23 protein-coding genes are annotated in these 25036 nt (G+C 70.6%); 15 read left to right on the forward strand and 8 right to left on the reverse strand.

Annotation, left to right across the window (positions count from 1 at the left end; genetic code table 11):
* Positions 1-8: 8 nt before the first annotated feature.
* From cysD to ACFLIM_RS11655, 5 genes are all read left to right on the forward strand, one after another.
* Entirely contained in the window at positions 9-923 is a 915-nt protein-coding gene (gene cysD, locus ACFLIM_RS11635; RefSeq protein WP_393164514.1) for a sulfate adenylyltransferase subunit CysD, read from the forward strand.
* 70 nt (positions 924-993) lie between these two features.
* Positions 994-2256: a sulfate adenylyltransferase subunit CysN gene (cysN, locus tag ACFLIM_RS11640; protein ID WP_393164515.1), complete on the forward strand. Its 1263-nt coding sequence runs from the start codon at positions 994-996 to the stop codon at positions 2254-2256.
* 91 nt (positions 2257-2347) lie between these two features.
* Positions 2348-3247: a sulfotransferase family protein gene (locus tag ACFLIM_RS11645; protein WP_393164516.1), complete on the forward strand. Its 900-nt coding sequence runs from the start codon at positions 2348-2350 to the stop codon at positions 3245-3247.
* The gene (locus tag ACFLIM_RS11650; protein WP_393164517.1) at positions 3244-4140 is read left to right on the forward strand and encodes a glycosyltransferase family 2 protein; all 897 of its coding nucleotides are present in this window, start codon (positions 3244-3246) and stop codon (positions 4138-4140) included. The genes ACFLIM_RS11645 and ACFLIM_RS11650 overlap by 4 nt, the downstream gene beginning before the upstream one ends.
* Entirely contained in the window at positions 4137-4979 is an 843-nt protein-coding gene (locus ACFLIM_RS11655) for a WecB/TagA/CpsF family glycosyltransferase (protein WP_393164518.1), read from the forward strand. Before ACFLIM_RS11650 ends, ACFLIM_RS11655 begins: the two co-directional genes overlap by 4 nt.
* Here the strand turns inward: ACFLIM_RS11655 and ACFLIM_RS11660 are convergent.
* Genes ACFLIM_RS11660 through ACFLIM_RS11685 form a run of 6 tightly spaced genes read right to left on the reverse strand, consistent with a single transcriptional unit; the run spans position 4957 to position 11404 of the window.
* A complete protein-coding gene (locus ACFLIM_RS11660) occupies positions 4957-5859 on the reverse strand; it encodes a sulfotransferase (RefSeq protein ID WP_393164519.1) in 903 nt (300 codons plus the stop codon). The genes ACFLIM_RS11655 and ACFLIM_RS11660 overlap by 23 nt on opposite strands.
* Positions 5856-7037 carry a lipopolysaccharide biosynthesis protein gene (locus ACFLIM_RS11665; RefSeq protein WP_393164520.1) on the reverse strand — a complete coding sequence of 394 codons (1182 nt, stop codon included), beginning with the start codon at positions 7035-7037 and terminating at the stop codon, positions 5856-5858. The genes ACFLIM_RS11660 and ACFLIM_RS11665 overlap by 4 nt, the downstream gene beginning before the upstream one ends.
* A gap of 53 nt (positions 7038-7090) precedes the next feature.
* Complete coding sequence (locus tag ACFLIM_RS11670; RefSeq protein WP_393164521.1) at positions 7091-7945, reverse strand: sulfotransferase; 855 nt, start codon at positions 7943-7945, stop codon at positions 7091-7093.
* The gene (locus ACFLIM_RS11675; protein WP_393164522.1) at positions 7942-8838 is read right to left on the reverse strand and encodes a hypothetical protein; all 897 of its coding nucleotides are present in this window, start codon (positions 8836-8838) and stop codon (positions 7942-7944) included. Before ACFLIM_RS11675 ends, ACFLIM_RS11670 begins: the two co-directional genes overlap by 4 nt.
* The gene (locus ACFLIM_RS11680; protein WP_393164523.1) at positions 8835-10115 is read right to left on the reverse strand and encodes a hypothetical protein; all 1281 of its coding nucleotides are present in this window, start codon (positions 10113-10115) and stop codon (positions 8835-8837) included. The genes ACFLIM_RS11675 and ACFLIM_RS11680 overlap by 4 nt, the downstream gene beginning before the upstream one ends.
* Positions 10112-11404: a YveK family protein gene (locus ACFLIM_RS11685; protein ID WP_393164524.1), complete on the reverse strand. Its 1293-nt coding sequence runs from the start codon at positions 11402-11404 to the stop codon at positions 10112-10114. The genes ACFLIM_RS11680 and ACFLIM_RS11685 overlap by 4 nt, the downstream gene beginning before the upstream one ends.
* Before the next feature lie 319 nt (positions 11405-11723).
* Here ACFLIM_RS11685 and ACFLIM_RS11690 point away from each other — a divergent pair, with 319 nt between their 5' ends.
* The gene (locus ACFLIM_RS11690; RefSeq protein WP_393164525.1) at positions 11724-12743 is read left to right on the forward strand and encodes a glycoside hydrolase family 26 protein; all 1020 of its coding nucleotides are present in this window, start codon (positions 11724-11726) and stop codon (positions 12741-12743) included.
* Here the strand turns inward: ACFLIM_RS11690 and cysC are convergent.
* Both cysC and ACFLIM_RS11700 read right to left on the reverse strand, forming a co-directional pair.
* Complete coding sequence (gene cysC, locus ACFLIM_RS11695) at positions 12740-13954, reverse strand: adenylyl-sulfate kinase (RefSeq protein ID WP_393164526.1); 1215 nt, start codon at positions 13952-13954, stop codon at positions 12740-12742. The two genes, ACFLIM_RS11690 and cysC, sit on opposite strands and share 4 nt — an antisense overlap.
* Positions 13955-14024: 70 nt before the next feature.
* Positions 14025-14744: a class I SAM-dependent methyltransferase gene (locus tag ACFLIM_RS11700; protein WP_393164527.1), complete on the reverse strand. Its 720-nt coding sequence runs from the start codon at positions 14742-14744 to the stop codon at positions 14025-14027.
* A gap of 62 nt (positions 14745-14806) precedes the next feature.
* Here ACFLIM_RS11700 and ACFLIM_RS11705 point away from each other — a divergent pair, with 62 nt between their 5' ends.
* The 9 genes from ACFLIM_RS11705 to ACFLIM_RS11745 all read left to right on the forward strand — a co-directional run bounded on the left by ACFLIM_RS11705 (position 14807) and on the right by ACFLIM_RS11745 (position 24944).
* The gene (locus ACFLIM_RS11705) at positions 14807-15169 is read left to right on the forward strand and encodes a signal peptidase I (RefSeq protein ID WP_393164528.1); all 363 of its coding nucleotides are present in this window, start codon (positions 14807-14809) and stop codon (positions 15167-15169) included.
* Between the two features lie 93 nt (positions 15170-15262).
* Positions 15263-18751 (forward strand): transcription-repair coupling factor, encoded by a 3489-nt coding sequence (mfd, locus tag ACFLIM_RS11710; protein WP_393164529.1) that lies wholly within the window; start codon positions 15263-15265, stop codon positions 18749-18751.
* Between the two features lie 30 nt (positions 18752-18781).
* Positions 18782-19393 (forward strand): SurA N-terminal domain-containing protein, encoded by a 612-nt coding sequence (locus ACFLIM_RS11715; protein ID WP_393164530.1) that lies wholly within the window; start codon positions 18782-18784, stop codon positions 19391-19393.
* Between the two features lie 3 nt (positions 19394-19396).
* Positions 19397-20335: a MazG family protein gene (locus ACFLIM_RS11720; RefSeq protein ID WP_393164531.1), complete on the forward strand. Its 939-nt coding sequence runs from the start codon at positions 19397-19399 to the stop codon at positions 20333-20335.
* Positions 20336-20376: 41 nt separating this feature from the next.
* Positions 20377-21654 carry a phosphopyruvate hydratase gene (eno, locus tag ACFLIM_RS11725; protein WP_393164532.1) on the forward strand — a complete coding sequence of 426 codons (1278 nt, stop codon included), beginning with the start codon at positions 20377-20379 and terminating at the stop codon, positions 21652-21654.
* A gap of 58 nt (positions 21655-21712) precedes the next feature.
* Positions 21713-22132 (forward strand): FtsB family cell division protein, encoded by a 420-nt coding sequence (locus ACFLIM_RS11730; protein ID WP_393164533.1) that lies wholly within the window; start codon positions 21713-21715, stop codon positions 22130-22132.
* A gap of 79 nt (positions 22133-22211) precedes the next feature.
* Positions 22212-22679: a DUF501 domain-containing protein gene (locus ACFLIM_RS11735; protein ID WP_393164832.1), complete on the forward strand. Its 468-nt coding sequence runs from the start codon at positions 22212-22214 to the stop codon at positions 22677-22679.
* The gene (locus ACFLIM_RS11740) at positions 22670-23617 is read left to right on the forward strand and encodes a Ppx/GppA phosphatase family protein (protein WP_393164534.1); all 948 of its coding nucleotides are present in this window, start codon (positions 22670-22672) and stop codon (positions 23615-23617) included. The genes ACFLIM_RS11735 and ACFLIM_RS11740 overlap by 10 nt, the downstream gene beginning before the upstream one ends.
* A 172-nt stretch (positions 23618-23789) precedes the next feature.
* Positions 23790-24944 carry a hypothetical protein gene (locus ACFLIM_RS11745; RefSeq protein WP_393164535.1) on the forward strand — a complete coding sequence of 385 codons (1155 nt, stop codon included), beginning with the start codon at positions 23790-23792 and terminating at the stop codon, positions 24942-24944.
* Positions 24945-25036: the final 92 nt, after the last annotated feature.

The following is a 25036-nucleotide window of genomic DNA, read 5'->3' on the forward strand; positions in this document are numbered from 1 at the left end:
GAAGCTCCATGCTGCAGCGCGACTACACGACGTCGCAGCTCGACGTGCTCGAAGCCGAGGCCATCCACATCATGCGTGAGGTGGCGGCCGAGTTCGAGCGTCCCTGTCTGCTCTTCTCCGGGGGCAAGGACTCGATCGTCATGCTCCGCATCGCGGAGAAGGCGTTCTGGCCGGCGGCCATCCCGTTTCCGCTCATGCACGTCGACACGGGGCACAACTTCGAGGAGGTCATCGAGTTCCGCGACCGCCGTTCGGCGGAGCTCGGCGCGCGGCTGATCGTGGCCAGCGTGCAGGACTCCATCGACCAGGGCCGGGTCGTCGAGGAGACCGGGCGGCGCGCCTCGCGCAACCGCCTGCAGACCACCACGTTGCTCGACGGGATCGAGGAGCACGAGTTCGACTCGGTCTTCGGCGGCGCGCGGCGCGATGAGGAGAAGGCCAGGGCCAAGGAGCGGGTGTTCTCCTTCCGCGACGACTTCGGCCAGTGGGACCCGAAGAACCAGCGCCCCGAGTTGTGGAACCTCTACAACGCGCGCATCCGCAAGGGCGAGCACATCCGCGTCTTCCCGCTGTCCAACTGGACCGAGCTCGACGTCTGGGACTACATCCGGCGCGAGGGCATCGAGATCCCCTCCATCTACTTCGCCCACACCCGCAAGGTGTTCGAGCGCGACGGCATGCTGCTGCCCGACTCCGACGTCGTCCAGCGGGGCGACGACGAGCCGCTGTTCGAGGGCGTGGTGCGTTACCGCACGGTGGGCGACATGACCTGCACGGGTGCCGTGCAGTCCACGGCCGTCACGGTCGAGGAGATCATCGAGGAGATCGCGGCCACCCGGATCACCGAGCGCGGGGCCACCAGGGCCGACGACCGCTCGTCGGAGGCGGCCATGGAAGACCGCAAAAGAGAGGGTTACTTCTGATGCTGACCGTCCGTACCAGTTGCGGTACACCCTGGAGGACCGGCTGTGTCTGCTTCAAGGGCTACTTCTAATGGACATTCTTCGCTTTGCCACTGCGGGGAGCGTCGATGACGGCAAGTCCACCCTCATCGGACGGTTGCTCTTCGACTCCAAGGCGATCTTCGAGGACCAGCTGGAGGCGGTCGAGCGTACCTCGCGCGACCGGGGCACCGAATACACCGACCTGTCGCTGCTGACCGACGGCCTGCGGGCGGAGCGGGAGCAGGGGATCACGATCGACGTGGCGTACCGCTATTTCGCCACCCCCAAGCGCAAGTTCATCATCGCCGACACGCCCGGGCACATCCAGTACACCCGCAACATGGTCACCGGCGCCTCCACGGCCGATCTGGCGATCATCCTCATCGACGCCCGCAAGGGCGTGCTGGAGCAGTCGCGCAGGCACGCGTTCCTGACCACGCTGCTGCGCGTGCCGCACCTGGTGCTGGCCGTCAACAAGATGGACCTGGTCGACTACTCGCAGGAGCGGTTCGAGGAGATCAGGGAGGAGTTCACCGCGTTCGCCTCCAAGCTGAACGTCTCCGACCTCACCTTCATCCCGATCTCCGCGCTCAACGGCGACAACGTGGTCTCGCGCTCGGAGAACATGCCCTGGTATCTGGGCACGTCGCTGCTGCACCACCTGGAGAACGTGCACATCGCCTCCGACCGCAACCTGGTCGACGTGCGCTTCCCGGTCCAGTACGTGATCCGCCCGCAACGGGCCACCGAGCACGCCTTCCACGACTACCGCGGCTATGCGGGCCAGGTGGCGGGCGGCGTGCTGAAACCCGGCGACGAGGTGGTGCACCTGCCGTCGGGGCTGACCACCCGGATCGCCTCGATCGACACGTTCGACGGACCTGTCGAGGAGGCGTTCCCGCCCATGTCGGTGACGCTGCGCTTCGAGGACGACCTCGACATCTCGCGCGGCGACATGATCGCCCGCCCCAACAACCAGCCGAACGTGGCGCAGGAGCTGGAGGCGATGGTCTGCTGGATGGGCGACGGCCTCAAGCTGACGCCCCGGTCCAAGCTGACGATCAAGCACACCACCCGTACGGCCCGCGCCCTGGTGCGTGACCTGCACTACCGGCTCGACGTCAACACCCTGCACCGGGACGAGGAGGCGACGTCGCTCGGCCTCAACGAGATCGGGCGGGTGTCGCTGCGGGTCACGCAGCCGATGTTCGTGGACGACTACGCGCGTAACCGGCTGACCGGCGGCTTCATCCTGGTGGACGAGTCCACGAACGGCACGGTCGGCGCCGGCATGATCCTCGACGCCAGCTGACGGTAGATCTTTTGGCGTTCGCCTGACCCGCTGATTACTCTCCGCGCTAGGGTCGTCGCGTTCGGTGTTCACCACGCGAAAGCCCTCCTCCGTGAATGATCGTGCAACCACCACCCGAGTGATCTACCTGGGTGGACTCGGCCGCAGTGGCACCACACTGCTCGAGAGGCTCCTTGGCGAGCTTCCCGGCGTGGTGGCGCTCGGGGAGGTGACGCACCTTTGGGAGAGGGGGGTCATCTCGGAGGAGCTCTGCGGGTGCGGTGTGGCGTTTCCCTCCTGCGCCTTCTGGGCGCAGGTAGGTGAGCGGGCGTTCGGCGGATGGACTCGGTTGCTGGCTGAAAGAGTCCTGACGCTGCGGCGCCGCGTCGACCGCACCCGCAGAATCGCGTGGATCGAACATCCCGACCTGGCCGAGTACGTCCAGGCGTACCGGCTGCTGTACGCGGCCGCGGACGCCCGGGTCGTGATCGACTCCAGCAAGCACGCGTCGCTGGCCTGCTGCCTGCTGGCGAGCGGGGTGGACGTGCGGATCGTGCACGTGGTCAGGGACCCGCGCGCGGTCGCCCACTCCTGGGGCAGGACCGTGCGGCGTCCCGAGAACGGGCGGCCCATGACCCGCTGGGACCCCGCCCGCACGGCGATCCACTGGACCGCCCAGAACACCGCCCTGGAGCTGCTCGCCGGACGTGGCGGGCGGGTGACCAGGGTGCGGTACGAGGACCTCGTCGCCGCGCCGGGGGCCACGCTCACGGCGCTGACGCGCCGGCTCGGGCTGGCGGAGCCGGAGCTGCCGTTCATCGAGGGGCGCACCGCGTGGCTCGGCCCCTCCCACACCGCCTCCGGCAATCCGATGCGCTTCCACGTGGGGCGGGTCGAGCTGCGGCGGGACGACTCGTGGGTGTCGGGGCTGCCCGAACGCGACCGGCGGGTGGTCAACGCCCTCACGTGGCCGCTCAGGGCCAGGTACGGCTACTGGGGGGCGGCGGCGTGACCCGGTCCGTCGGCGTGGTCATCCCCACGCGCGGGAACCGCCCGGCCCAGCTCCGGGAGGCGGTGGCGGCGGTGCTGGCCCAGGACTATCCGGGCAGGCTGTCCGTGGTGGTGGTGACGGACGGCCCGGCGGTTTCCGACACGCTGGCCGACGTGGTCGTCAGCGCCTGCCATCCCGTTCGCGTCCTGCCCAACACGCTCACTCCCGGGCTCCCCGGGGCGCGCAACACCGGCATCGCGGCCTGCGACACCGACCTCGTCGCCTTCTGCGACGACGACGACGTCTGGCTGCCGGGCAAGCTCTCCGCGCAGGCGCGGGCGCTGCGGGACGGGGGCGAGTTCGCCAGTTGCGGCATCGAGGTCGAGTACGGCCGCCGCCGCATCCCCAGACTCGCCGGAACCTCCGCCGTGACCGCGGACGATCTGGTCCGTTCCCGGATGGTGATGGTGCACTCGTCGACGTTCCTGTTCGAGCGCGGCGGGTTGTGGGCCGACGAGAGCGCGCCCGCCGGTCAGAACGAGGACTGGGACCTCGCCCTACGCGCCGCCAGGCGGCACCCCATCGTGCATGTCGATCAGCCGCTCGTACGGGTGCGGTGGGGCGGATCCCACTATGTCGCCCGATGGGCGGACCGCATTGCCGGGCTCGACTGGATGCTGGCCCGGCACCCCGAACTGGCCGTGGACCCGCGCGGCGCGGCGCGGGTCTACGGCCAGCTGGCCTTCAGCCACGCGGCGCTCGGGCACCGGCTTGAGGCCGCCCGCTGGGCCGCCCGGTCGCTCAAGGCCCGCCCCGCCGAACCCCGCGCCCCGATCGCCCTGGCGGTGGCCGCGGGCCTCGTCTCCGCGACCACCGTCCTCTCGGCGCTGCACAACCGTGGACACGGCATATGACCCCGCCCAAGCTCACACAGGCGACGGATGACACGCCTACCGTGGGCGACCGGCCGGACGCCGGGCGGGGCGCGCGAGTGCGGGTGGGTGGCATCGGGGTTGACGCGCTCACCGAGGACGAGGTCGTCCGGAGGGTGGCCGCCGAGCTGGAGGCGGGCCGGGGTGGCCGGATCGTCACCCCGAACATCGACATCTGCCGGGCCGCCGCCACCGACCCCGCGCTCAAGGAGCTCGTGTGCTCGGCCGAGCTCGTGGTGGCCGACGGGATGCCACTGGTGTGGGCGGCCAGGCTGCTCGGCACCCCCGTGCCCCAGCGCGTCACGGGAGCCGATCTCATCTGGTCGCTCAGCAAGCTCGCCGCTCGCCGCGGCTGGCCCGTCTACCTGCTCGGCGGTCCGCCGGGCGTGGCGCGGCGGGCGGCCGGCGAGCTCACGAGCTGCCATCCGCGGTTGAAGGTGTGCGGCGTGCACGCACCGCCGTACCACTTCGACGCCACCCCGGAGGGAAGCGAACGCGTCCGGCGCAAGGTGGTGGCGGCGGGGCCGGGGCTCGTGTTCGTGGGGCTCGGGTTTCCCCGGCAGGATCGGCTCATCGCCGAGTTGCGGGGTGAGCTGCCGGGAGCGTGGTTCGTGGGGTGCGGGGCGGCGATCGCCTTCGCGGCGGGCACGGTCTCGCGAGCACCCGGATGGATGCGGCGAGCCGGGCTGGAGTGGCTGTTCCGGCTGGTCAGCGAGCCGAGACGGCTGGCGCGGCGGTATCTGGTGGACGACCTGCCGTTCGCGGTACGGCTGCTGGGCGGCTGCCTGGCCACGCGCGTCAGGCGGGCACTGGGGTCGTGAGCGTGCGGATGCGGGCCATCTCCTCGGAGCTCAGGCCGCGGGCGGCGGTGGCCAGGGCCAGGCGGGAGTCCATGGGGCGGTAGGCAGTGCGGGACAGGCCCGACCAGGCGAATCCCGTTCCCGGCCGGGTGGTACCGGTGCACGACCTGGCGATGCGGCGTTCGGCGGTCGGGGTCCAGGGGAGGTCCGCGTAGGCGTACAGGCGCTGGAAGCCGGGGAGTGGGTCGGCGGCCAGGGACTCGTACGAGGTAAGGAGGATGCCGGGGGTGCGGGCCAGGATCGTGCGGGTGGCCCGCCACAGGGCGGCGGCCTTGGCGACGCGGTCCTGGGAGCCGACGAGGGCGCGTAGTTCCAGCAGCTCCGGGTGGTCGCGGATGAGCAGGGGTTGTTCCAGGAGCTCGTGGAAGTAGACCGTCCAGCCCAGCCGCTGCCAGCTCGCCACGAACGACACCGGGTCGCGTACCAGGGCGATCACCCTGCACCCGAGCCGGGCGGCGAACCAGCCCGCGCTCAGCACCGCGAACGGGTCGTCCAGCAGGGCGCGCCGCCCCGCCAGGCGGCCGAGCGTGAAGGCGGCGCCGTAACGGAGGAGGCGGGCCAGGTCGTACGGGGAGCGGTTCGCGCGCAGCTCGGAGAGCCAGCGGTAGCGCAGGGCCACCGTGTCGCGGAAGGCGGGCAGCCAGTCGGGGGCGTTGTCGTCGCAGATGTACTGGAACCTGTGGGTCACGGTGGCCTTGAGCACCCCCGGGCAGCGGCCTGGCGGGTGCTGGGGGTTGAGGGGCTCGTTGACGTAGACCAGGTCGCCCCCGGCCGCCAGCATCCTGCCCGTCCAGCTCGTGCCGCTCCTCGGCAGCCCCGTCACCAGGATCGGCGCTCTCATGTGGCCGCCCGCATGCGGAGGGCCGTCAGGGTATGGCGGCCGAACGGGTGCAGGCCGTAGCGGCGGTGCAGCTGCCACAGCGGGAGCAGGTTCTTCACGATCACGCCGCCCGACCAGCCGATGACCGCCCCGAGCGCCCCATGGGCCGGGATCAGGGCCACGTCCAGGGCGACGGTGCACGTGATGGCGGCCAGCAGGTTGAGCAGGCTCGTGCCCGTGTGCCCGGCCGCCGTCAGCACGACGTCCACCATGCCGCAGGCCGTCGCCACCATCATCGTCCCGGCCAGCACCAGAGCCACCGGCCCCGCCGAGCCGTAGGAGGGTCCGAACACCCGCAGCACCCAGGGCGCCAGCGCGGCGTAAGCCACCCAGACCGGCCACGTCAGCAGCACCAGCCAGATCGTGGCCGCCTGGTACAGCTCCCTGGCCAGCGCCGCCTCGCCGTCGGCGAGCGCCCTGACCAGCCGAGCCTGTACGGCCTGCGCCAGCCCCTGATTCGCCAGCTGCCCGACCACCTTGAACCGGGTGGCGGCCAGGTAGACGGCGGCCTGCGCCGGCCCACCGAGCAAGGCGACGAGAACGATGTCGAGCCGCTGGAACACCGCCTGGATCGCCCCCGCGACCGACCGCGGAGCCGTGTACCGCCACAGATCCCGCCCCGTGCCCGGCAGATAGGGCGTCCACGGCACCCGCCCGCGCACCTCGGCCGCCGCCAGGACCAGCACCAGCACGTACGGCGCCGCCCACGCGACCGGCAACCCCTCGACCGCCCCCGCCCAGGCCGCACCGGCCGCCAACACGAGCTGGCAACCGGGCAGCAGCACCCCGTCCAGCAACACCGTGGGCCGCATGACCCCGAACCCCCGCGTGGCGGCCAGCAGAACATCCCCCACCACGATGACCGGCAGCGCCACCGCCAGCAGCCCCAACCGCGGATACAGCACCACCCCCGCGGCCCCGGAAACCACCACGCAGGGCACCAGCGCCGCCCGGATATATCCGGAAATACCCAGATATCCATATGTCTTCGCGCGCGCGATGAAGTACACGAGCCCGTTCCCCGCATCCAGCTTCGCGACCCCGGCCACCATCAGCGCCAGCGCGGTCGCCGTGAAGAAGGCCCCGGCCGCCGAAGGAGCCAGCGCCCTGGTCACGACCACGACCAGCAAGAACTGCACGACCGCACTGAAAACAGCCCCGGAGACCCCGGCGACCCCCCTCCGCCCCAAGATCACCGCCGCCACGAGGGCACCTCGCCCAGCCACCGCACCAGCCGCGCGTCGTACGCCTCGAAGTGGTCCCGCAAGGCGTCCCCGAGCACCCTGGGCACCCGTCGAGGCAAAGCCCGCCGGTTGTAGCGCTCGAACACCGGATACCCCAGCTGCGGCACCCCCAGGAACTCCAGCACCCGGTCATAGACGGCCTCCGGCTCGGTGAAGAACCGGTGGCTGTCGAGCACCAGGATGCGTTCGCGCCCGATCAGCGGCTCCAGCCGGTCGAGTTGCTCGGCGTAGCGCCCGCGGGCCAGGTACGCGTGGTGGCGGTGCGAGTGGTGGCGGGCGAAAGGCGAGTCCCGCAACAGCTCCTCGGCCCCGGCCAGCCGCTGGGATTCGAGCTCCACCGCGTACTCGAAGAGCGACTCCGTCTCGAAGCCCCGGGCCAGTTCGTGGGCATGGGCCGAGCAGGCCCGCTCCACCGGGTCCCGGACCAGCACGATCAGCCTCACCCCGGGCAGATCGGCCGCGATCCGCTCCCCGGCCAGCGGGTGGAACAGGTAATAGGGCGACGACTCGAAGGCGAGCGCCCGCGTACCGTATCGATGGCCGAGCAGTGCCGCGCTCAGCCGCAGCGGAAAGTGCCCCTGATACCAGGACGACCCTCGCGAGTAGCCGACGTCGAAGTAGTGCACGCCCTTGTGCAGCACCGGCTTGAGCAGCAGCGGGTGTTGCGCCAGCGCCCGGTACAGCGAGGTAGTGCCACAACGCTGCGCTCCCGCGATGAGGAACGACGGCAACATCCGCGCCCGGGACGTGAGCCTCCCCGTCGCCCGCGAGAACGACAACACCGGCCGCTTCGCCCTCCTCACGTGAGCAGCTCCTCGTGGTCGATCACCGGGTTGAGCCAGGACTCCGGCGGCCCGAGCGGTGAGTGCCCGTCGGCGGCATGCCTGTCGGCCAGCGCGATGAGGTACCGCAGCGCCGTCTGCCTGGCCACCGCCCCCGACACCCCCAAGGGCGCGAGCTCGCGCACGGCCCGCGCCACGCACGCCCGCGCCGCCAGCGGCGGGTCCATCCTGCGCAGCGCCCGCTGGAAGAAGTGGTGCACGGCGTCGAAGCCGTAGGGGACGCCGCCCTCGTAGCGTTCCCAGTCCCACACGAGCAGCCGACCGTCGGGGGACGGGCACATGTTCCACGGCACGAGGTCCCCGTGCCAGGCCGGGCACGGCCCTCCGGTGCCCGCGATCTCCTTGATCGCGTCCAGGAGCAGCGACCGGGGCACCCGGCCGCGCCGGACCGGCAGCGGCGACAACGCCAGCACCGCCAGCCCCCGCCAGGAGCCGTGGTGCAGCACGGCGGGAGTGGCGACGGTGCCCAGCGACAACCCGGCCAGCCTGCGCAGGGCCGCCGCCTCGGCGGTGATCAGCTCGCGCGCCCGCGCGCTGTCGCCGATCTTCACGAACGCCAGCCGCCGCCCGCCGGAACGGGCCTCCAGAATGGGTTTGCGGTTGGCCCGCAACGCCGGGCGCACGTGCAGGACGGTCTCGACCGGGCGGCGGAAGACCTCGCTCAGGTACGCCGCGATGGACCCCTCGACCGGCACCAAGACCTCGGACCCCGGATGCCACCACCGGCGCGGCGCCAGCCGCCGGGGCACGGCCGGGTGCGGCAACACCGTATACGCCCGGGGCGACCCGGAGCCCGGATACAGCAGCCGCACGGTCTCCTCGAGGTACCCGAGCCGGATCGAGGCATCGTTCATACGTCACTCCGCTGGGAATTGCGCCACAGGAGGGCGAACGAGATGAGATAGAGGCTGAGCGGCGTGACCAGCCCGTCGTAGACGAACATGTAGAGCAGCACGAGCCCCATCACCAGCACCCCGGCCAGCCCTACCGGGCTGCGGTCGCGCCAGTGACGGCGGATCGCGCCCAGGAAGAACGCCACGTAGAGCGCCGCCCCCGTGAACCCCTGCGTGATGATCAGCAGCCACAGTTGCCCGTCGCTGCCCAGCGGCGGATGCCCGCAACCCTCGCACCACTCGGTCTTGCCCGTGGTGATCGTGCGGTGGTTGCCCATGGCGTTGCGGGTGTTGCCGTAGCCGATGAACGGCGAGTGGCCCGCGGCCGCGACGGTGGCCGTCACGGTGAAGGCCCTGATGTCGTTCGAGTGCGGTTTGTCCAGCCGCTGCGCGACCAGGGCAGCCAGCGGGCTGAGCGCGAACGCCAGCGTGGCCGCCGTCACCGCCCCGCACAACGCGACCCTGGTACGCCCGCCCACCCGGACGATCACGTAGAGCACGGCCAGGCCCAGGCCGATCCAGAGGCCGCGGTTGAGCGAGTACACGATCGGGACGGCGGCCAGGCCGATCAACCCGGCCACGAAGAGCTTCTGCCGCTGCCCCCCGTGCACCCACCAGCCGACCACGAACCAGACCAGCAGCACCGACACGTTGCTGCCCCACGCGTTCGCCCACTCGAACGGCGCCTCCGGCCTGGGCAGGGAGAACCCCAGCACCTTCTGCGTCTGGGCGGCGGTGGGATGGATGAGGTTCTGCACGAACGCGTTCTCGCCGGCCCAGCCGGGCAGCAGCAGCTCCACCGGCGAGGTGAAGGAGAACTCCGGGAGGAGCACGCCGAGCAGCCCGCCGGCGACCGTGGTGACGAACAGCACGCCCAGCATCCGTACGAGGCGGAGCTGCGGCAGCTCGCGCTCGGTCAGGTTGCCCAGGTAGAGCACCATGACCAGGACGGCCGCGTAGAGCGCCAGCCGCATGCCGTAGCCGACGACCCGGCCCGGCCCGAGCTCCCCGTACGTACCCGGCGGCGTCTCCGCCAGCATCAACGCGCTCACCAGGTACCCGGCCAGCAACAACGCCCACAACCCGAACCCGCGCGGCACCTGGATGGGCCTGCGCCGCCACAACAACACCCCCATCGGGACCGCGAGCACGATCACCGACAACCCGCCGAACCCGAGCGCCCACCAGAGCGGATAGCCGACGAGCAGCGCCCCGATGGGCCACGCGGGTCCTCTCACGTCGGCTGGCCGGGCCGCCGCGGGTGGTGCAGCGCCTGCATGGGCGTGGTCTCGGCCGACACGCTGATCTCCAGCTCGCCGGTCGCGACGAGCTTGCCGAGCGAGGTGTGCGTGCGCGGCTCCAGCAGGGGCACGAACGACGGCACCGCGTCGGTCGCCGTCACCACGCCGACGATCGGCACGTCGTGCCTGCCCAGGTGCAGTACGGTGGCTGCGACCTGCGTCGAGGTCACCCGGCCCAGCCCTACGAGCAGCAGCGCCGCGTCCGCCCTGGCCAGATCGCGCACGTCGGAGCCGTCGAGCACCGACAGCGGCGCGCTGACCGACAGCGGCTCGGCCAGGGACGATGAGCAGAGATCGGCGGGCAGCGCCTTGACCAGCAGCCGCTGGCCCGGGCAGGCGGCGACCACGGAGCACGCCAGCTCGTGCAGCACCCCGTGCTCGCGCGAGCCCGACAGGTCGGTCAGCACGGGCAACCCGGTCAGCCGCTCGACGTCGGCGGCCGTGCGCAGCCTCGTGTCGAGCCGGTCACGGGCGTAGGCGGCGGCCGAGCCGGTGAGCAGCCCGGCCATCAGCCCGGTCCCCAGGTAGAGCGGCAGGCTGGGCGAGCTGGGCGCGGACGGCGGCGCGGCCTGGCTGATGATCGTGCCGGGAGTCACCGCGACCGTCCGCAGCGCGTCGTACTTCAGCGCGAGGCTGGCGGCCTGCCGGTTGAGCACGCCCTGCCGCTGCGTGGCGATCGCGTGCTCGGCGCTGCCCCTGGCCAGCCCGCCGAGCTCCTTGATCACCAGGTCGATCCCCGCGTTGACCTGCTTGAGCTTGCCGAGCACCGCCTGCTGCTGCTCGGCCATCGCGGTCAGCGTGCTCTCGCGGCGGTTGGCCAGGTACGCCTCGGCGTACGCGCGGGACTGGGCCGCCGCGGCGCCGGGCTCAGGGGCCGTCACCGAGATCCACAACACCGCCGAGTTGGGCGGCACCGACACCTCGACGGGCCCGGGCACGACGCCCCCGAGCGTCCCTGCCGCGCGTGCCGCGACCACGGCCGACTGCGCGACCTGGGCCTCGGTGTCGAGGTTGAGCGGCTCGCGCTGGCGGGCGGTCACCTGGTTGCCCGGCTCCTGCGCGCCGACCGGCATGACGAGCACCTGCGTGGTCGCGGTGTAGGAGGGCGGCGTGAGGCGCATCAGGGCGAGTCCCGCCGTGCCGCCGAAGACGACGCAGCCCACGAGGACCAGCCACCGCCTGCGCAGGAGGGCGAGGTGCTCGTCCAGGTCCGTGCCGGAGCTCATGGGGGAGGGTCTCCTGGATTGCGTCACGTTCCGAGGTGTGCGCCCACTATAGGTCGGACGATGATCACCCATGGTGAATACCCAAGATTTTCTCTGGTACGGCCAACAAGAAGCCCCTCTATAAAACGAAATATCCAGGAAATTCGGACGCGCTGGCACCCGCCACGAACTGGGGAGACTCCCACACTGGCTGAAGTTCCAGGAATGACATGGCAAGGTTCAGGTTTGACAGGCGGGGGTCATTCGACGAGGGGGTTGAAAGGCTTTGCAGCTACGGGGAATTTCTCATACCGCTACGAATACCGCGTTCATTCTGGCCGTGGTCGTGGTGCTGGCCGCCTGTTCCGGCGCGGAGGGCTCCAACGCGCGTGCGCCGGCGGTGGCCAAGGAGACGGCGGGCTCGCCGCCCTGCACGGCCACCACCCGGCTCATCCCGTCCTGCGGCGCCTGGTGGGGCATCGCGCCCGAGGTCTTCACGGGGGCCCCGGTGGAGCAGGCGTTGCACGGCGCGGAGTCGCGCATGGGCGCCGCCGCCGACGTGCTGCACGTCTACCACCGGGGCAGTGAGTTGTTCCCCACCGGCGCGGAGATCAGGCTGGCCCGCGACCCGGCCCGGCCGCGGTTGCTCATGATCAACTGGAAGCCGTCCTTCGACCACACCTGGGCCGAGATCGCCGGCGGGGCCCTCGACGGCCGGATCGACCGGCTGGCCGTCCACCTCAGGCGTACCTTTCCCGAGCGGTTCTTCCTCACCATCCACCACGAGCCGGAGAACGACGTGGACACCGCGTCGGGCTCGGGCATGCAGGCCGCGGACTACGCGGCCATGTTCCGGCACGTGGTGCTCAGGCTGCGTGCGGAGGGGGTGAAGAACGCGGTCATGGTCATGACCTACATGGGAGCGCCGAACTGGGCGGCCGAGCCCTGGTTCGAGGACCTCTACCCGGGTGACGACGTGGTGGACTGGGTGGCCATGGACCCGTACGCCGACGACCGGGTGCGGGACTTCGACGGGCTGGTCAACAAGACGCGCAGGGAATATCCGGACTGGCCGGGGTTCTACCGGTGGATGCAGGCGCGCTTCCCCGGCAAGCCGGTCATGGTGGCCGAGTGGGGGGTGTTCGAGCGGGCTGAGGACCGTTCGTTCAAGCGGGCCTTCTTCGAGTCGGTGCGCCGGCAGGTCCAGCGTTATCCGCAGATCAAGGCACTGCTCTACTTCGACTCCCCGCAGGCGCCGCGCGGCGACACGAGTTTCGACGCGGGCACGGGGGCTGACCGGGCGTTCACCGAGCTCGCGCGAGACCCGTATTTCCGCTCGACCCGCGTGCCGCGGCCCTAGCGGACCCAGCCGCCACTCTGCAACGTGCCCAGCACCTGGGCGACGGCCGCCCCGATCGTGACGTGCGTGGTGTCGATCACCAGGTCGGCGTCGTCCGGCTCCTCGTACGGGTCGGAGATGCCGGTGAACTCGGGGATCAGGCCGGCGCGGGCCTTGGCGTACAGGCCCTTGCGGTCGCGCCGCTCGCATTCCTCCAGCGGCGTCGCGACGTGCACCAGCAGGAAGTCCGCCCCGACGGACTCGACCATCGCGCGCACCTCCTCGCGGGTGGCCGTGTAGGGGGCGATGGGCGCGCAGATGGCCAGGCCGCCGTGGCGGGCCGCCTCGGCGGCGACGAAGCCGATGCGGCGGATGTTGAGGTCGCGGTCGGCCTTGGAGAACGTCAGGCCCTTGGACAGCAGGTGGCGCACCACGTCGCCGTCGAGGTAGGTCACCGTGCGGCTGCCCAGCTCCAGCAGCGCGTCGCGCAGGCCGCGGGCGATCGTGGACTTGCCGGAGCCGGACAGACCGGTGAAGAAGACCACGAGGCCGCGACGGTGCGGCGGTCCCGGGATGCTCACCGGCTCGGGTCCCGCCAGGTGCTCGGTGGCGCCGTAGGCGGTGGCGACGTGCTCCCGGAGCTCCAGGTCGATCTCGGGCTCCGCACGCGGCGCCAGGGGCACGGAGACGACGATCGTGCCGGTCGGCAGCCGCTCCTTGGCGCGGAGCGCGGCGCGTACGATCGCGGGGCCCGCTTCGCCGTACGAGAGGGGGAGCAGCATGATCATCGCGTCGAGCTCCTTCGCGGTGTCGACGATCTCGGAGAGATCGTCGAGGGGGCCGCGCATGGTGACGGCCAGTGCCGCGCGCCCGCCGAGCTCGGCCTTCACCTCGGCGGGGGTACGCCGCAGGCGCGCGAACGGCCCGTGCTCCGGTGTGCCGAGGCCCTTGATCGGCCCCGAGACCAGCCCGTCGGCCTCCTGGGCGGCCACCGTGAGCGTGGCCAGCGGCAGGCCCTCCGGGTCGAGTAGCGTGATCTCGTCGCCGGAGGAGACCTCAGTGGTCAGGTGGAGGGTGACGGGCGCGGGCCACGGAGTGCCGTCGGCGAGCGTGCCCCGCTCGTGCACCGCGTGCAGGTCATCGTGGCCGAGGAACCCGGTCAGCGGCTCGAACGCGCCGGAGAGCAGCAGCTCGAGATCGGCCAGCTCGCGCGGGTCGGGGGTCCACTCCACGTCTCCTACATCCCAACTATTCCGATTGAATTGGTAGGGAAGGAGTCTAGCGACTGATACCAGTGTGTCGCTAGATGAGCCGGGCGAAGTGGTGCTGGGGCTTTCTGATCACCATCGTGATCTCGTCGTGGGAGGCGGGGTAGCGGCCGTTCGTGAGCCTGGCCATCGCCCTGACCGCGGCGCCGCCGATCCGGCCGGCGCAGGCGGGACCGCTGGTGTTCCGCACGTCGTCGGTGATCAGGAGGCCGCGGCTGAGGCAGAAGGCGTGCATGCCGTCGCTGGACGTCAGCGGCTCGTACACGGTGGGCAGCGGACCCGGCGTGCCGGGACCGATGAGGGGCCGCCACAGCAGGCGGCGCAACCAGGCCGGCGTGACGCGGTCCAGCAGGCCGTAGGCCGACCTGCGGTCGCGCATGCGCAGCAGCACGAGGCCGCCGGGGCGCAGGGACCGCAGGAGGCGGTCGAGCACCAGCTCGGCGTGGCGGATGCGCTCCAGCAGGAACGACAGCTGGATCACGTCATAGGCCCTGGGCGGCAGCGGCACGGAGCGCAGGTCGCCCAGCGACCACGCGACCAGGTCCGCCCGCTCCTCCAGCACGCCCCTGATCGCCGGGTGGTCCTCGTCGGCCCCGGTGGACCTGGTCTCGATGTGCTCGAGCGCCAGCGGCTCGTCGTGCGCGCACCCGGCGACCAGCACGTCGAGCCGGCGCCCGAGCTGGGCCGCGCAGTGCTCGCGGACTCGTTGACCGAAGAGGTCGCCTCTCTGGGCGACCGATCGCACCTCAGACATGTGACCTACAGTAATCAGTCGATGGCTATCAGTAATGCATTTCCCTGCTACGGTCCTTGCCCGTGAACGATGGGGTGTACACCGGCAACGCCGGCATCGACGCCGCAGGCGACCGGGGCTGGCTCCTGGGTCACTTCAAACCCCTCGGCGACCCAAGGCACAGTGACGAGGTCGAGATCAAGTGGGGCGTGCACCCGCCAGGCGACGAGCGGGCGGAGTGGGTCAGGGGTGAGGAGCGCACCGCGCTGCTCGTGCTGATCAGCGGCCGGTTCCGGGTCGAGTTGCCGGGGCGCAGCGTGCTGCTGGCCGAGCCGGGCGACTACGTGGTCTGGGGCAAGGGCGTCGACCATTCGTGGCAGGCGGAGGAGGCGTCGACCGTGCTCACCGTCCGCTGGCCCTCCGTGCCTGGGTACAAGGTCGGGTGACCGTGTCCGGCGAGTACCCTTGGAAAGAACCCCCGCGACCTGACCCGGCCGGGGGTAGTCGTGTTGCCGCATCTGGGGCTGTGGGCGTATCTGATGAGTCTTTCCGGACTGCTTGACCTTGTTCGCGCCGACCCGAAACTGACCGCCGCTCTCGAAGAGGGCGGCGATGTCGCGCTGGTCGCGCCGTCCGCGCTGCGGCCGTTCGGCGTGGCCGCGCTGTCCGGGCACGACCAGCGCACGGTGCTGGCCGTCACCGCGACCGGCCGCGAGGCGGAGGACCTCGCCGCCGCGCTGACCAGCCTCATCGAGCCCGGCTCTGTGGCCGTGTTCCCGGCGTGGGAGACGCTGCCGCACGAGCGGCTCTCGCCGCGCAGCGACACCGTGGGGCAGCGCCTCGCGGTGCTCAGGAGGCTGGCGCACCCGGTCAAGGGCGACGCCGCAGCCGGGCCGCTCAGCGTGGTCGTGGCGCCGATCAGGGCGCTGCTGCAGCCGATCGTGAAGGGGCTCGGCGACCTGGAGCCGATCAGGTTGCGGGCCGGCGGCGACGCCGACCTCGACGACGTGGTGGACAACCTGGTCGGCAACGGCTACCGCCGGGTCGACATGGTGGAGAAGCGCGGCGAGGTGGCCGTGCGGGGCGGGCTGGTCGACGTGTTCCCGCCGACCGAGGAGCATCCGCTGCGGCTGGAGTTCTGGGGCGACACGGTCGAGGAGATCCGCTGGTTCAAGGTGGCCGACCAGCGCTCGCTGGAGGCGGCCGAGGACGGGCTGTTCGCGCCGCCGTGCCGCGAGCTGCTGCTGACCGACGAGGTCAGGGCCCGGGCGCGGGAGCTGGCCGAGGAACACCCCGCGCTGGCCGAGGTGCTCGACCAGCTCGCGGAGGGCATGCCGGTCGAGGGCATGGAGGCGTTCGCGCCCGTGCTGGCAGGGGAGATGGACCTGCTGCTCGACCATCTGCCGATCCGGTCGGCCGTGTTCGTGTGCGATCCCGAGCGGATCAGGGGAAGGGCCGCGGAGCTCGTACGCACCTCGCAGGAGTTCCTCGAAGCCTCCTGGATCAACGCGGCGGCCGGCGGCGAGGCGCCGATCGACCTGGGGGCGGCCGCGTTCCGCTCGCTGGAGGACATCCGCGGGCACGCCGACGTGCTGGGGCAGCCGTGGTGGACGATGGCGCCGTTCGGCGGCGGGGTGGAGCTGGACGCGCAGGACTCGGAGGCCTACCGCGGCGACACGGCCAAGGCGCTGGCCGACATCAAGGGCTGGCTGGCCGAGGAGAAGGCGATCGTGCTGCTCAGCGAGGGGCACGGCCCGGCCGAGCGCATGGTGGAGCTGCTCAAGGGCGTGGACGTGCCCGCGCGGCTGCAGAAATTTCTGGATAAAGCGCCCGAGGCCAAGGTCGTCCACGTCACGACCGGGCTGATCGAGCACGGGTTCATCACGCCCAACCTGGCCGTGCTCACCCACCTGGACCTGGTCGGGCAGAAGGCGTCCACCAAGGACATGCGGCGGCTGCCGTCGCGCCGCCGCAACATGGTGGACCCGCTCCAGCTCAAGGTCGGCGACCACGTGGTGCACGAGCAGCACGGCGTGGGCCGCTACGTCGAGATGGTCCAGCGCACGGTCCAGGGCGCCACCCGCGAATACCTGGTCATCGAATACGCCAAGGGCGACCGGCTCTACGTGCCGACCGACCAGCTCGACGAGGTCACCCGCTACGTCGGCGGCGAGGCGCCCACGCTCAACCGCATGGGCGGCGCCGACTGGGCCAAGGCCAAGTCCAGGGCGAAGAAGGCGGTCAAGGAGATCGCGGGGGAGCTCATCCGGCTCTACTCCGCCCGGATGGCCTCGCCGGGGCACCCGTTCGGGGCGGACACGCCATGGCAGCGGGAGATGGAGGACGCGTTCCCGTACGCAGAGACCGGCGACCAGCTCGAGGCCATCGACGAGGTCAAGCGCGACATGGAGCGCGGCATCCCGATGGACCGGCTGATCTGCGGCGACGTCGGCTACGGCAAGACCGAGATCGCGGTGCGGGCGGCGTTCAAGGCGGTGCAGGACGGCAAGCAGGTGGCGGTGCTGGTGCCGACCACGCTGCTGGTGCAGCAGCACATGTCGACCTTCACCGAGCGGTTCTCCAGCTTTCCCGTCTCGCTCAAGCCGGTTTCCCGCTTCCAGAGCGACGGCGAGGTCAAGGGCACGCTCGAAGGGCTCAGGTCGGGCTCCGTGGACGTGGTGATCGGCACGCACCGGCTGCTCAGCCCGGAGGTCAGGTTCAAGGACCTGGGGCTGATCATCATCGACGAGGAGCAGCGGTTCGGCGTCGAGCACAAGGAGGCGATGAAACACCTGCGCACGCAGGTGGACGTGCTGGCCATGTCCGCCACGCCGATCCCGCGCACGCTGGAGATGGGCCTGACGGGCATCCGCGAGATGTCCACGATCCTCACGCCGCCGGAGGAGCGGCACCCGATCCTCACCTTCGTGGGTCCTTACGAGGAGAAGCAGATCGGGGCCGCGATCAGGCGCGAGCTGATGCGCGACGGCCAGATCTTCTTCGTGCACAACCGGGTGGCCTCGATCAACCGGGTGGCCGCGCGGCTGCGCGAGCTGGTCCCCGAGGCGCGCATCGCGGTGGCGCACGGGCAGATGAACGAGCACCAGCTCGAGAAGATCATGGTGGGCTTCTGGGAGCGCGAATACGACCTGCTCGTCTCCACCACGATCGTGGAGTCCGGGCTCGACGTGCCCAACGCCAACACGCTGATCGTGGACCGGGCCGACAACTACGGCCTGTCGCAGCTCCACCAGATCAGAGGGCGCGTCGGGCGGGGCAGGGAGCGCGGTTACGCGTACTTCCTCTACCCGCCGGAGAAGCCGCTGACCGAGACCGCGCACGAGCGGCTCGCCACGATCTCGCAGCACACCGAGATGGGCGCGGGCATGTACGTCGCGATGAAGGACCTGGAGATCCGCGGCGCGGGCAACGTGCTGGGCGCCGAGCAGTCGGGGTTCATCGCGGGCGTCGGCTTCGACCTGTACGTGCGGCTGATGGCCGAGGCCGTGCAGGAGCAGAAGGCCAAGTTGTCGGGCGCCGAGGTGGTGGAGGAGCAGCCCGACGTCAAGGTCGAGCTGCCGATCAACGCCCACATCCCGCACGACTACGTCACCTCCGAGCGGTTGCGGCTGGAGGCGTACAAGCGGATCGCGGCCATCGCCGCGCCCGCCGACATCGACGAGGTGCGCGCCGAGCTGACCGACCGCTACGGCAAGCCGCCCGCGGAGGTGGAGAACCTGCTGGAGGTCGCCAAGTTCCGGATCAGCGCCCGCCAGGCCGGGCTCACGGACGTCACGCTGCAGGGCCAGAACATCAAGTTCGGCCCCGCCAGGCTGAAGGAGTCGCAGCAGGTCCGCCTCGACCGGCTGTACAAGAAGGCGATATACAAGCAGGCGGCGGAGACGCTGCTGGTGCCGGTTCCCAAGACGAAACCGCTGGGCGGGCAGCCGCTACGCGATCTCGACCTGCTCAAATGGTGCGGCGACCTGGTCGAGGCGATGTTCCTCGAGCCCGCACGGGTAAGCTAACGGCGGTTTTCGGGTCGGAAAGGGACGTACGTGAAGTCGATACGAGTGGCTGTGGCCGTCGCCGCGGCAGGCATCGCGCTGACCGCTTGCTCATCCCCGATGCACGCCGGGGCCGCGGCCGTGGTCGGTAACGAGCGCATCTCGACGGGTCAGCTCGACAAGGACACGCAGGACTACCTGGCCGCGCTGAAGAGGGCCAAGCTCGACGAGTCGGCGCTGGGCGGCGTGCCGGCCAGCCAGGTCGTGCTGCAGCGCCTGGTGAACGTGAGCGCGTCCAGGCAGCTCATCTCGCGCTACAACGTGCAGGTGAGCCAGACGGAGATCGACGCCGCGCTCAAGAGCCCCGGCCAGTACGAGACGCCCGAGATCAATCTCCTGGCCAATGGCGTCTCGCCGCTCGACGCCGCCGACTACGGCCGGGCGGTGGTCGGCCTCACGAAGCTGCAGCAGCAGTTCGGTGGCCAGAGCGGGCAGGAGCGGCTGGTGAAGGAGCTCAGTGCGATCAGGCCGATCTTCAACCCTCGCTACGGCGAGCTGAACCCGGCGCGGTCGCAGGAGAACCCGGCGCTGTTCGTGGACACCGGCAGGTTCGGCAAGCTCACGGCCCCGCAGACGCAGCCTCAGCAGCAGCCGCAGGGCTGAGCCGTGCCGCTGATCGTCGTCACCACCTCGCCCAGGGTCGCGCCGGGCATGCTGAGCCACCAGGCGTGGCAGGCGCTGCGCTCGGGGCCGGTGCTGACCGGTTCGGCGGCGCATCCCCAGCTGCCCTACCTGGCCGAGGCCGGGATCGAGATCGAGGTCGTCGAGCCGGACCCGCGGGCGCTGGCCGGGCGGGCGGTCGCCGAGACCGTCGTGTGGCTGGCGGCCTCCGAGAGCGAGGACTTCATGCGCGCGGTGGGGAACGCCGCCGTCGCGCTCGACGAGCCGCCGCTGATCGAGGTCGTGCCGGGCTCCTACGACCTGCCGGGCGCGCGGGTGCTGGACCTGGTCGCGGTGATGGACCGGTTGCGGGTCGAGTGTCCGTGGGATCGGAAGCAAACGCACGAGACGTTGGTGCCGTACCTGCTCGAAGAGGCTTATGAGGTGCTTGAGACCATCGAGCAGGGCGATTACCCGGCGCTCCGTGAGGAGCTGGGGGATCTGCTGCTGCAGGTGGTCTTCCATGCGCGGGTGGCCGAGGACTTCGACATGGACGACGTCGCGGCCGGGATCGTCGAGAAGCTCGTACGCCGCCATCCCCACGTGTTCGGCTCGGTGCGGGCGGAGAGCGCCGACGAGGTGAGCGAGAACTGGGAGGCGATCAAGGCCGCCGAGCGGGCCGCCAAGGGCAGCGAGTCGGTGCTCGACGGCGTGCCCATGGGCCAGCCCGCGTTGTCGCTGGCCGCCCAGTTGCTGCGCAGGGCCGAGCGGGCCGGGGCGCCGGAGTCGCTGTCGGCCGCGGTGGGGCAGGGGGTGGCCAGGGAGCTGTTCGACCTCGTCCGCCGGGCTGCCGACGCCGGGCTGGACGCCGAAGCCGAGCTGCGGGCCGCGGCGCGTTCGTACCGGGACCGGGTCCGGGCCTGGGAGTCGACCACCGACCGATAGGCTCTGATGGCATATTGCCTTTCGATTTAGGAGCGCATCCCGTGGCTACCATCGAGGTCGTTTACGCTCGCGAGATCCTCGACTCCCGGGGCAACCCGACGGTCGAGGTCGAGGTGGTGCTCGACGACGGCAGCAGCGGCCGGGCGGCCGTGCCGAGCGGGGCTTCCACCGGCCAGTTCGAGGCGGTCGAGCTGCGTGACGGCGGCCGCCGCTACGGCGGCAAGGGCGTGGAGAAGGCCGTGCTCGCCGTGACCGACGAGATCTTCGAGGAGATCAGCGGGATCGAGGCCGAGGACCAGCGCATCATCGACCAGATCATGATCGACCTGGACCGCACGCCCAACAAGTCCAAGCTTGGCGCCAACGCCATCCTGGGCGTCTCGCTGGCCGTCGCCAAGGCCGCCGCCGACAGCGCCGACCTGCCGCTGTTCCGCTACGTCGGCGGCCCCAACGCCCACGTGCTGCCCGTGCCGATGATGAACATCCTCAACGGCGGCGCCCACGCCGACACCAACGTCGACATCCAGGAGTTCATGATCGCGCCGATCGGGGCGGAGACGTTCCGCGAGGCCGTGCGCATGGGCACCGAGGTCTATCAGGCGCTCAAGGGCGTGCTCAAGGAGAAGGGCTACGCCACCGGCCTGGGCGACGAGGGCGGGTTCGCGCCCAACCTGCCGTCCAACCGCGACGCGCTCGACCTGATCCTGGTCGCCATCGAGCGGGCCGGCTACACGCCGGGCGAGGACATCGCGCTGGCGCTCGACGTGGCCGCCTCCGAGTTCCACCAGGACGGCGTCTACACGATCGACGGCAAGGGCGTGCTGGCTGCTGAGCTGATCGCATTCTACGAGGACCTGGTCGCCAACTACCCGCTCGTCTCCATCGAGGACCCGCTCGACGAGGAGGACTGGGAGGGCTGGAAGGCCATCACCGTGGCCCTCGGCGACAAGGTGCAGCTCGTCGGCGACGACCTGTTCGTCACCAACCCCGAGCGGCTGGAGCGCGGCATCAAGGCGGGCACCGCCAACGCCCTGCTGGTCAAGGTCAACCAGATCGGCACGCTGTCGGAGACCCTCGACGCGGTCGACCTGGCCCACCGCAGCGGCTACCGGTGCATGATGAGCCACCGTTCCGGCGAGACCGAGGACACCACGATCGCGGACCTGGCGGTGGCGATCAACTGCGGCCAGATCAAGACCGGCGCCCCGGCCCGCTCGGACCGGGTGGCGAAGTACAACCAGCTGCTGCGCATCGAGGAACTCCTCGATGACGCCGCCCGCTACGCGGGTCGCGCGGCTTTCCCGCGTTTCCAGCGCTAGTTTCGAGTACGGCCCGCGAGGGAGCGTTGTGGGCCGTACTTGAGGGGGTGTGGAGCAATTGGCGAAAAGGCCCCAGCTGACCGGGCGGGCCGCCGTCCTGGCCGTCGTGGTGTGCGCGATCGCGATGAGCCTGGCCTACCCTGTGCGCGAGTACATCAGCCTGCGCCGCAGCATCTCCGAGCTGCGGGCGGAGAAGGCCACGGTCGAGGCGGAGCGGCAGGCGTTGCTGGCCCGCGACAGGCAGAGCCGCGATCCCAACTGGATCAAGAGGACGGCCAAGGAGCGGCTGCACTACTGCGGGCCGGGCGAGAAGTGCTATGTGGTGATGGAGCAACAGCAGGGCAAGGAAGAGACGGCCGCGAAACAACCGGCGGCGGTGCCGCCGTGGTACCAGACGCTCTGGGAGTCCGTGGAGGCCGCCGACAAGGGCACCGGCCGCAGGGCGGTCACCGGGAAGGAAACCGTTGGACAGTCCTGAGCGCAGGAGCTCGGACCGAGAGAGCGAGGGACGAGCCAACGAGGGCCGAAGCGGGCGCGACCATGAGCGCGACGTCGAGGTGGTGGAGAAGCAGCTCGGGCGCCCGCCCAGAGGGCTGCGCGCGGTGGCGCACCGCTGCCCGTGCGGCAACCCCGACGTGGTGGAGACCGCGCCACGGCTGCCGGACGGCTCGCCCTTCCCGACTCTCTACTACTTGACCTGTCCCAAGGCGGCCTCGGCCATCGGCACGCTCGAAGGCTCGGGCCTGATGCGGGAGATGCAGTCCAGGCTCGCCACGGAGCCCGACCTGGCGGCCGCGTACCAGGCCGCGCACGACGACTACGTCGCCAGGCGCGACGACGCGGCCGCCGAGCAGGGCATGGCGCCGCTTCCACGCGACATGCAGAGCACCGGCGGCATGCCGCGGCGGGTCAAGTGCCTGCACGCGCTCGTCGCGCACGAGCTGGCGGTGCCCGGCGCCAACCCGATCGGCAGGGAGGCGCTCGACGCGCTCCCCGAGTGGTGGAGTGACGGACCATGCGTGTAGCCGCCGTCGACTGCGGCACCAATTCCGTCCGCCTGCTCATCGCCGACGTCCACGACGACCTGCTGACCGACGTCGAACGGCGGATGGAGATCGTACGCCTGGGCCAGGGCGTCGACAGGACCGGCAGGCTGGCTCCGGACGCCCTGGAGCGCACGTTCAAGGCCATGCGCGGCTACCGCGAGCTGATCGACCGGCACGGCGCCGTCAGGACCCGGGTCGTGGCCACGAGCGCGACGAGGGACGCGGCCAACCGGGAGGAGTTCGCGGCCGGGGTGCGCGAGATCTTCGGGGTGGAGCCCGAGGTCGTGTCGGGGGCTGAGGAGGCCGAGCTCTCGTTCATCGGCGCGACCAAGGGGCTGCTGCGGCTGTCGCCGGAGACCGAGATGCCGCAGGGGCCGCTGCCCCCTTACCTGGTGGTGGACATCGGCGGCGGGTCCACCGAGTTCGTGGTCGGCTCCGAGCACGCCGAGGCGGCACTGTCGGTGGACATCGGCTGCGTACGCCTCACCGAACGGCACCTGCGTGACGCGGGTGACCCGCCTTCCGCTCCCGCCCTGGAGGCCGTGGTGGCCGACATCGAGGCCGCGCTCGACCTGGTCCAGGCCGAGGTGCCGGTCGAGCGGGCGCACACGCTCGTGGGCCTGGCGGGCTCGGTGACGACGATCGCGGGCATGGCGCTCGACCTGCCCGCCTACGATCCGGCGCGGATTCATCACTCCCGCATTTCCGCCCAGCAGGTTCACGAGGTGACGCGGCGGCTGCTTGCGATGACCCATGGTGATCGAGCCGAGGTTCCGGTGATGCATCCGGGAAGGGTCGATGTGATTGGCGCGGGCGCGCTAATTCTTGACCGGATCGTCCGTCGTTTCGCGTTTTCGCAGGTAGTTGTCAGTGAACACGACATCCTCGACGGTATTGCGTGGGCTATCGCCCGATAGCTGAAGAAATCCGGACATTTCCAGTTCATCGGCTGTGTTGAGTGTGCAATCAGTATTGTGATTAGGTAAAGGAGCATTACGGGGGCTTTGCCATATCGCTGCGCACGGAAGGTGCCGGCGTGGCGACCGTTCCCGAGCGCGTCTCTTCCCTCACGGAATGGAGCACTCTCACATGATGTCTATTGGGTTAGCACGTAAGGCGGCGGCGATCGGGGCGTCCGCCGCGGTGCTGGCCGCCTTGGCCGCGGGACTGGTCGCCAGCCCCGCGCAGGCGGCGACCTCGGCCAAGACGGCCGCCGCCACCGCCAAGGCCTCGCCCAAGGTCTCGGTCTCCACGCCCAAGGCCGCCACTCGTGACTACGAGGGATCCTGCCCGGTCAAGGTCAACTTCTCGGCCAAGATCAAGGTGCCCGTCAAGGGCAAGGCCGAGCTCGCCTACCGCTGGTTGCACGGCGACGGGTCCAAGAGCAAGGTCAAGACCGTCAAGCTCAAGGGCAAGGGCACCAAGACGGTGACCGTCAAGCAGTCCATCACCTTCAAGGAGGACGTCAAGGGCTGGGAGGCCGTACAGGTCCTCGGTCCGAAGAAGGTCACCTCCAAGAAGGGCTACTTCTCGGTCTCCTGCAGCGAGCCGCTCAAGGAGGTGCGTACGCACCTCGACCTGTCGGTGTCGGCCCGCGCCTACGCCAGCCCCAGCTCGTACGTCGGCCCCTGCACCCCCGGCGACAAGATCGGCTTTGTCGGCGTGATCGAGGCCAACCGGCCGGCGTGGGTCCGTTACCGCTGGGTGCTCAACGGTGACGTCGTCGACTACGGCAAGGTCAAGGTCCGCGACACGCGGAAGGTCGGCTTCAGCTTCTCCCCGCGTGACAGCCAGCGTGGCTGGGCGCAGCTGGAGATCCTGAGCCCCGACGGCAGCTCCTCCAACCGCGCTTACTACAAGGTCTGGTGCAAGGACACGACCCCTGAGGCTCCCGCTGTCAGGGTTTCGGCCTCCACCACGGTGTCCACCACCACCGCCTGCACGCTCAACGCCCTCGGCACCGTCTACTCGACCGGCGCCGCCCGGGTCAGCTGGACCTGGTCGGTGAACGGCAAGCCGGTGTCCAGCGGCGTGACCTACTTCGACCGGCACGGCGGCTCCAAGAGCGTCGACTCGCTCTCCAGCGCGCTGACCGGCGAGGCCGCGAAGGGCGGCACCGTCACGCTGTCGATCACGGGACCGGACAACGGTGACACCGTCACCAAGTCCTACGCCCCGTGCGCGACGGCCGCCCCGGCCACGACCCCGACCCCGACCCCGACCGTCACGCCTTCGGCTTCCTAGTCTGCCGCGTGAGCGATCCCGAGGTCGAGTGACCGAACCAGAACCGGGTGGCACCCGCGGGCGCCACCCGGTTTTCTTGTCGCGACACCAGA

Source organism: Nonomuraea marmarensis (genome assembly GCF_043197025.1).
Classification (GTDB): Bacteria; Actinomycetota; Actinomycetes; order Streptosporangiales; family Streptosporangiaceae; genus Nonomuraea; species Nonomuraea marmarensis.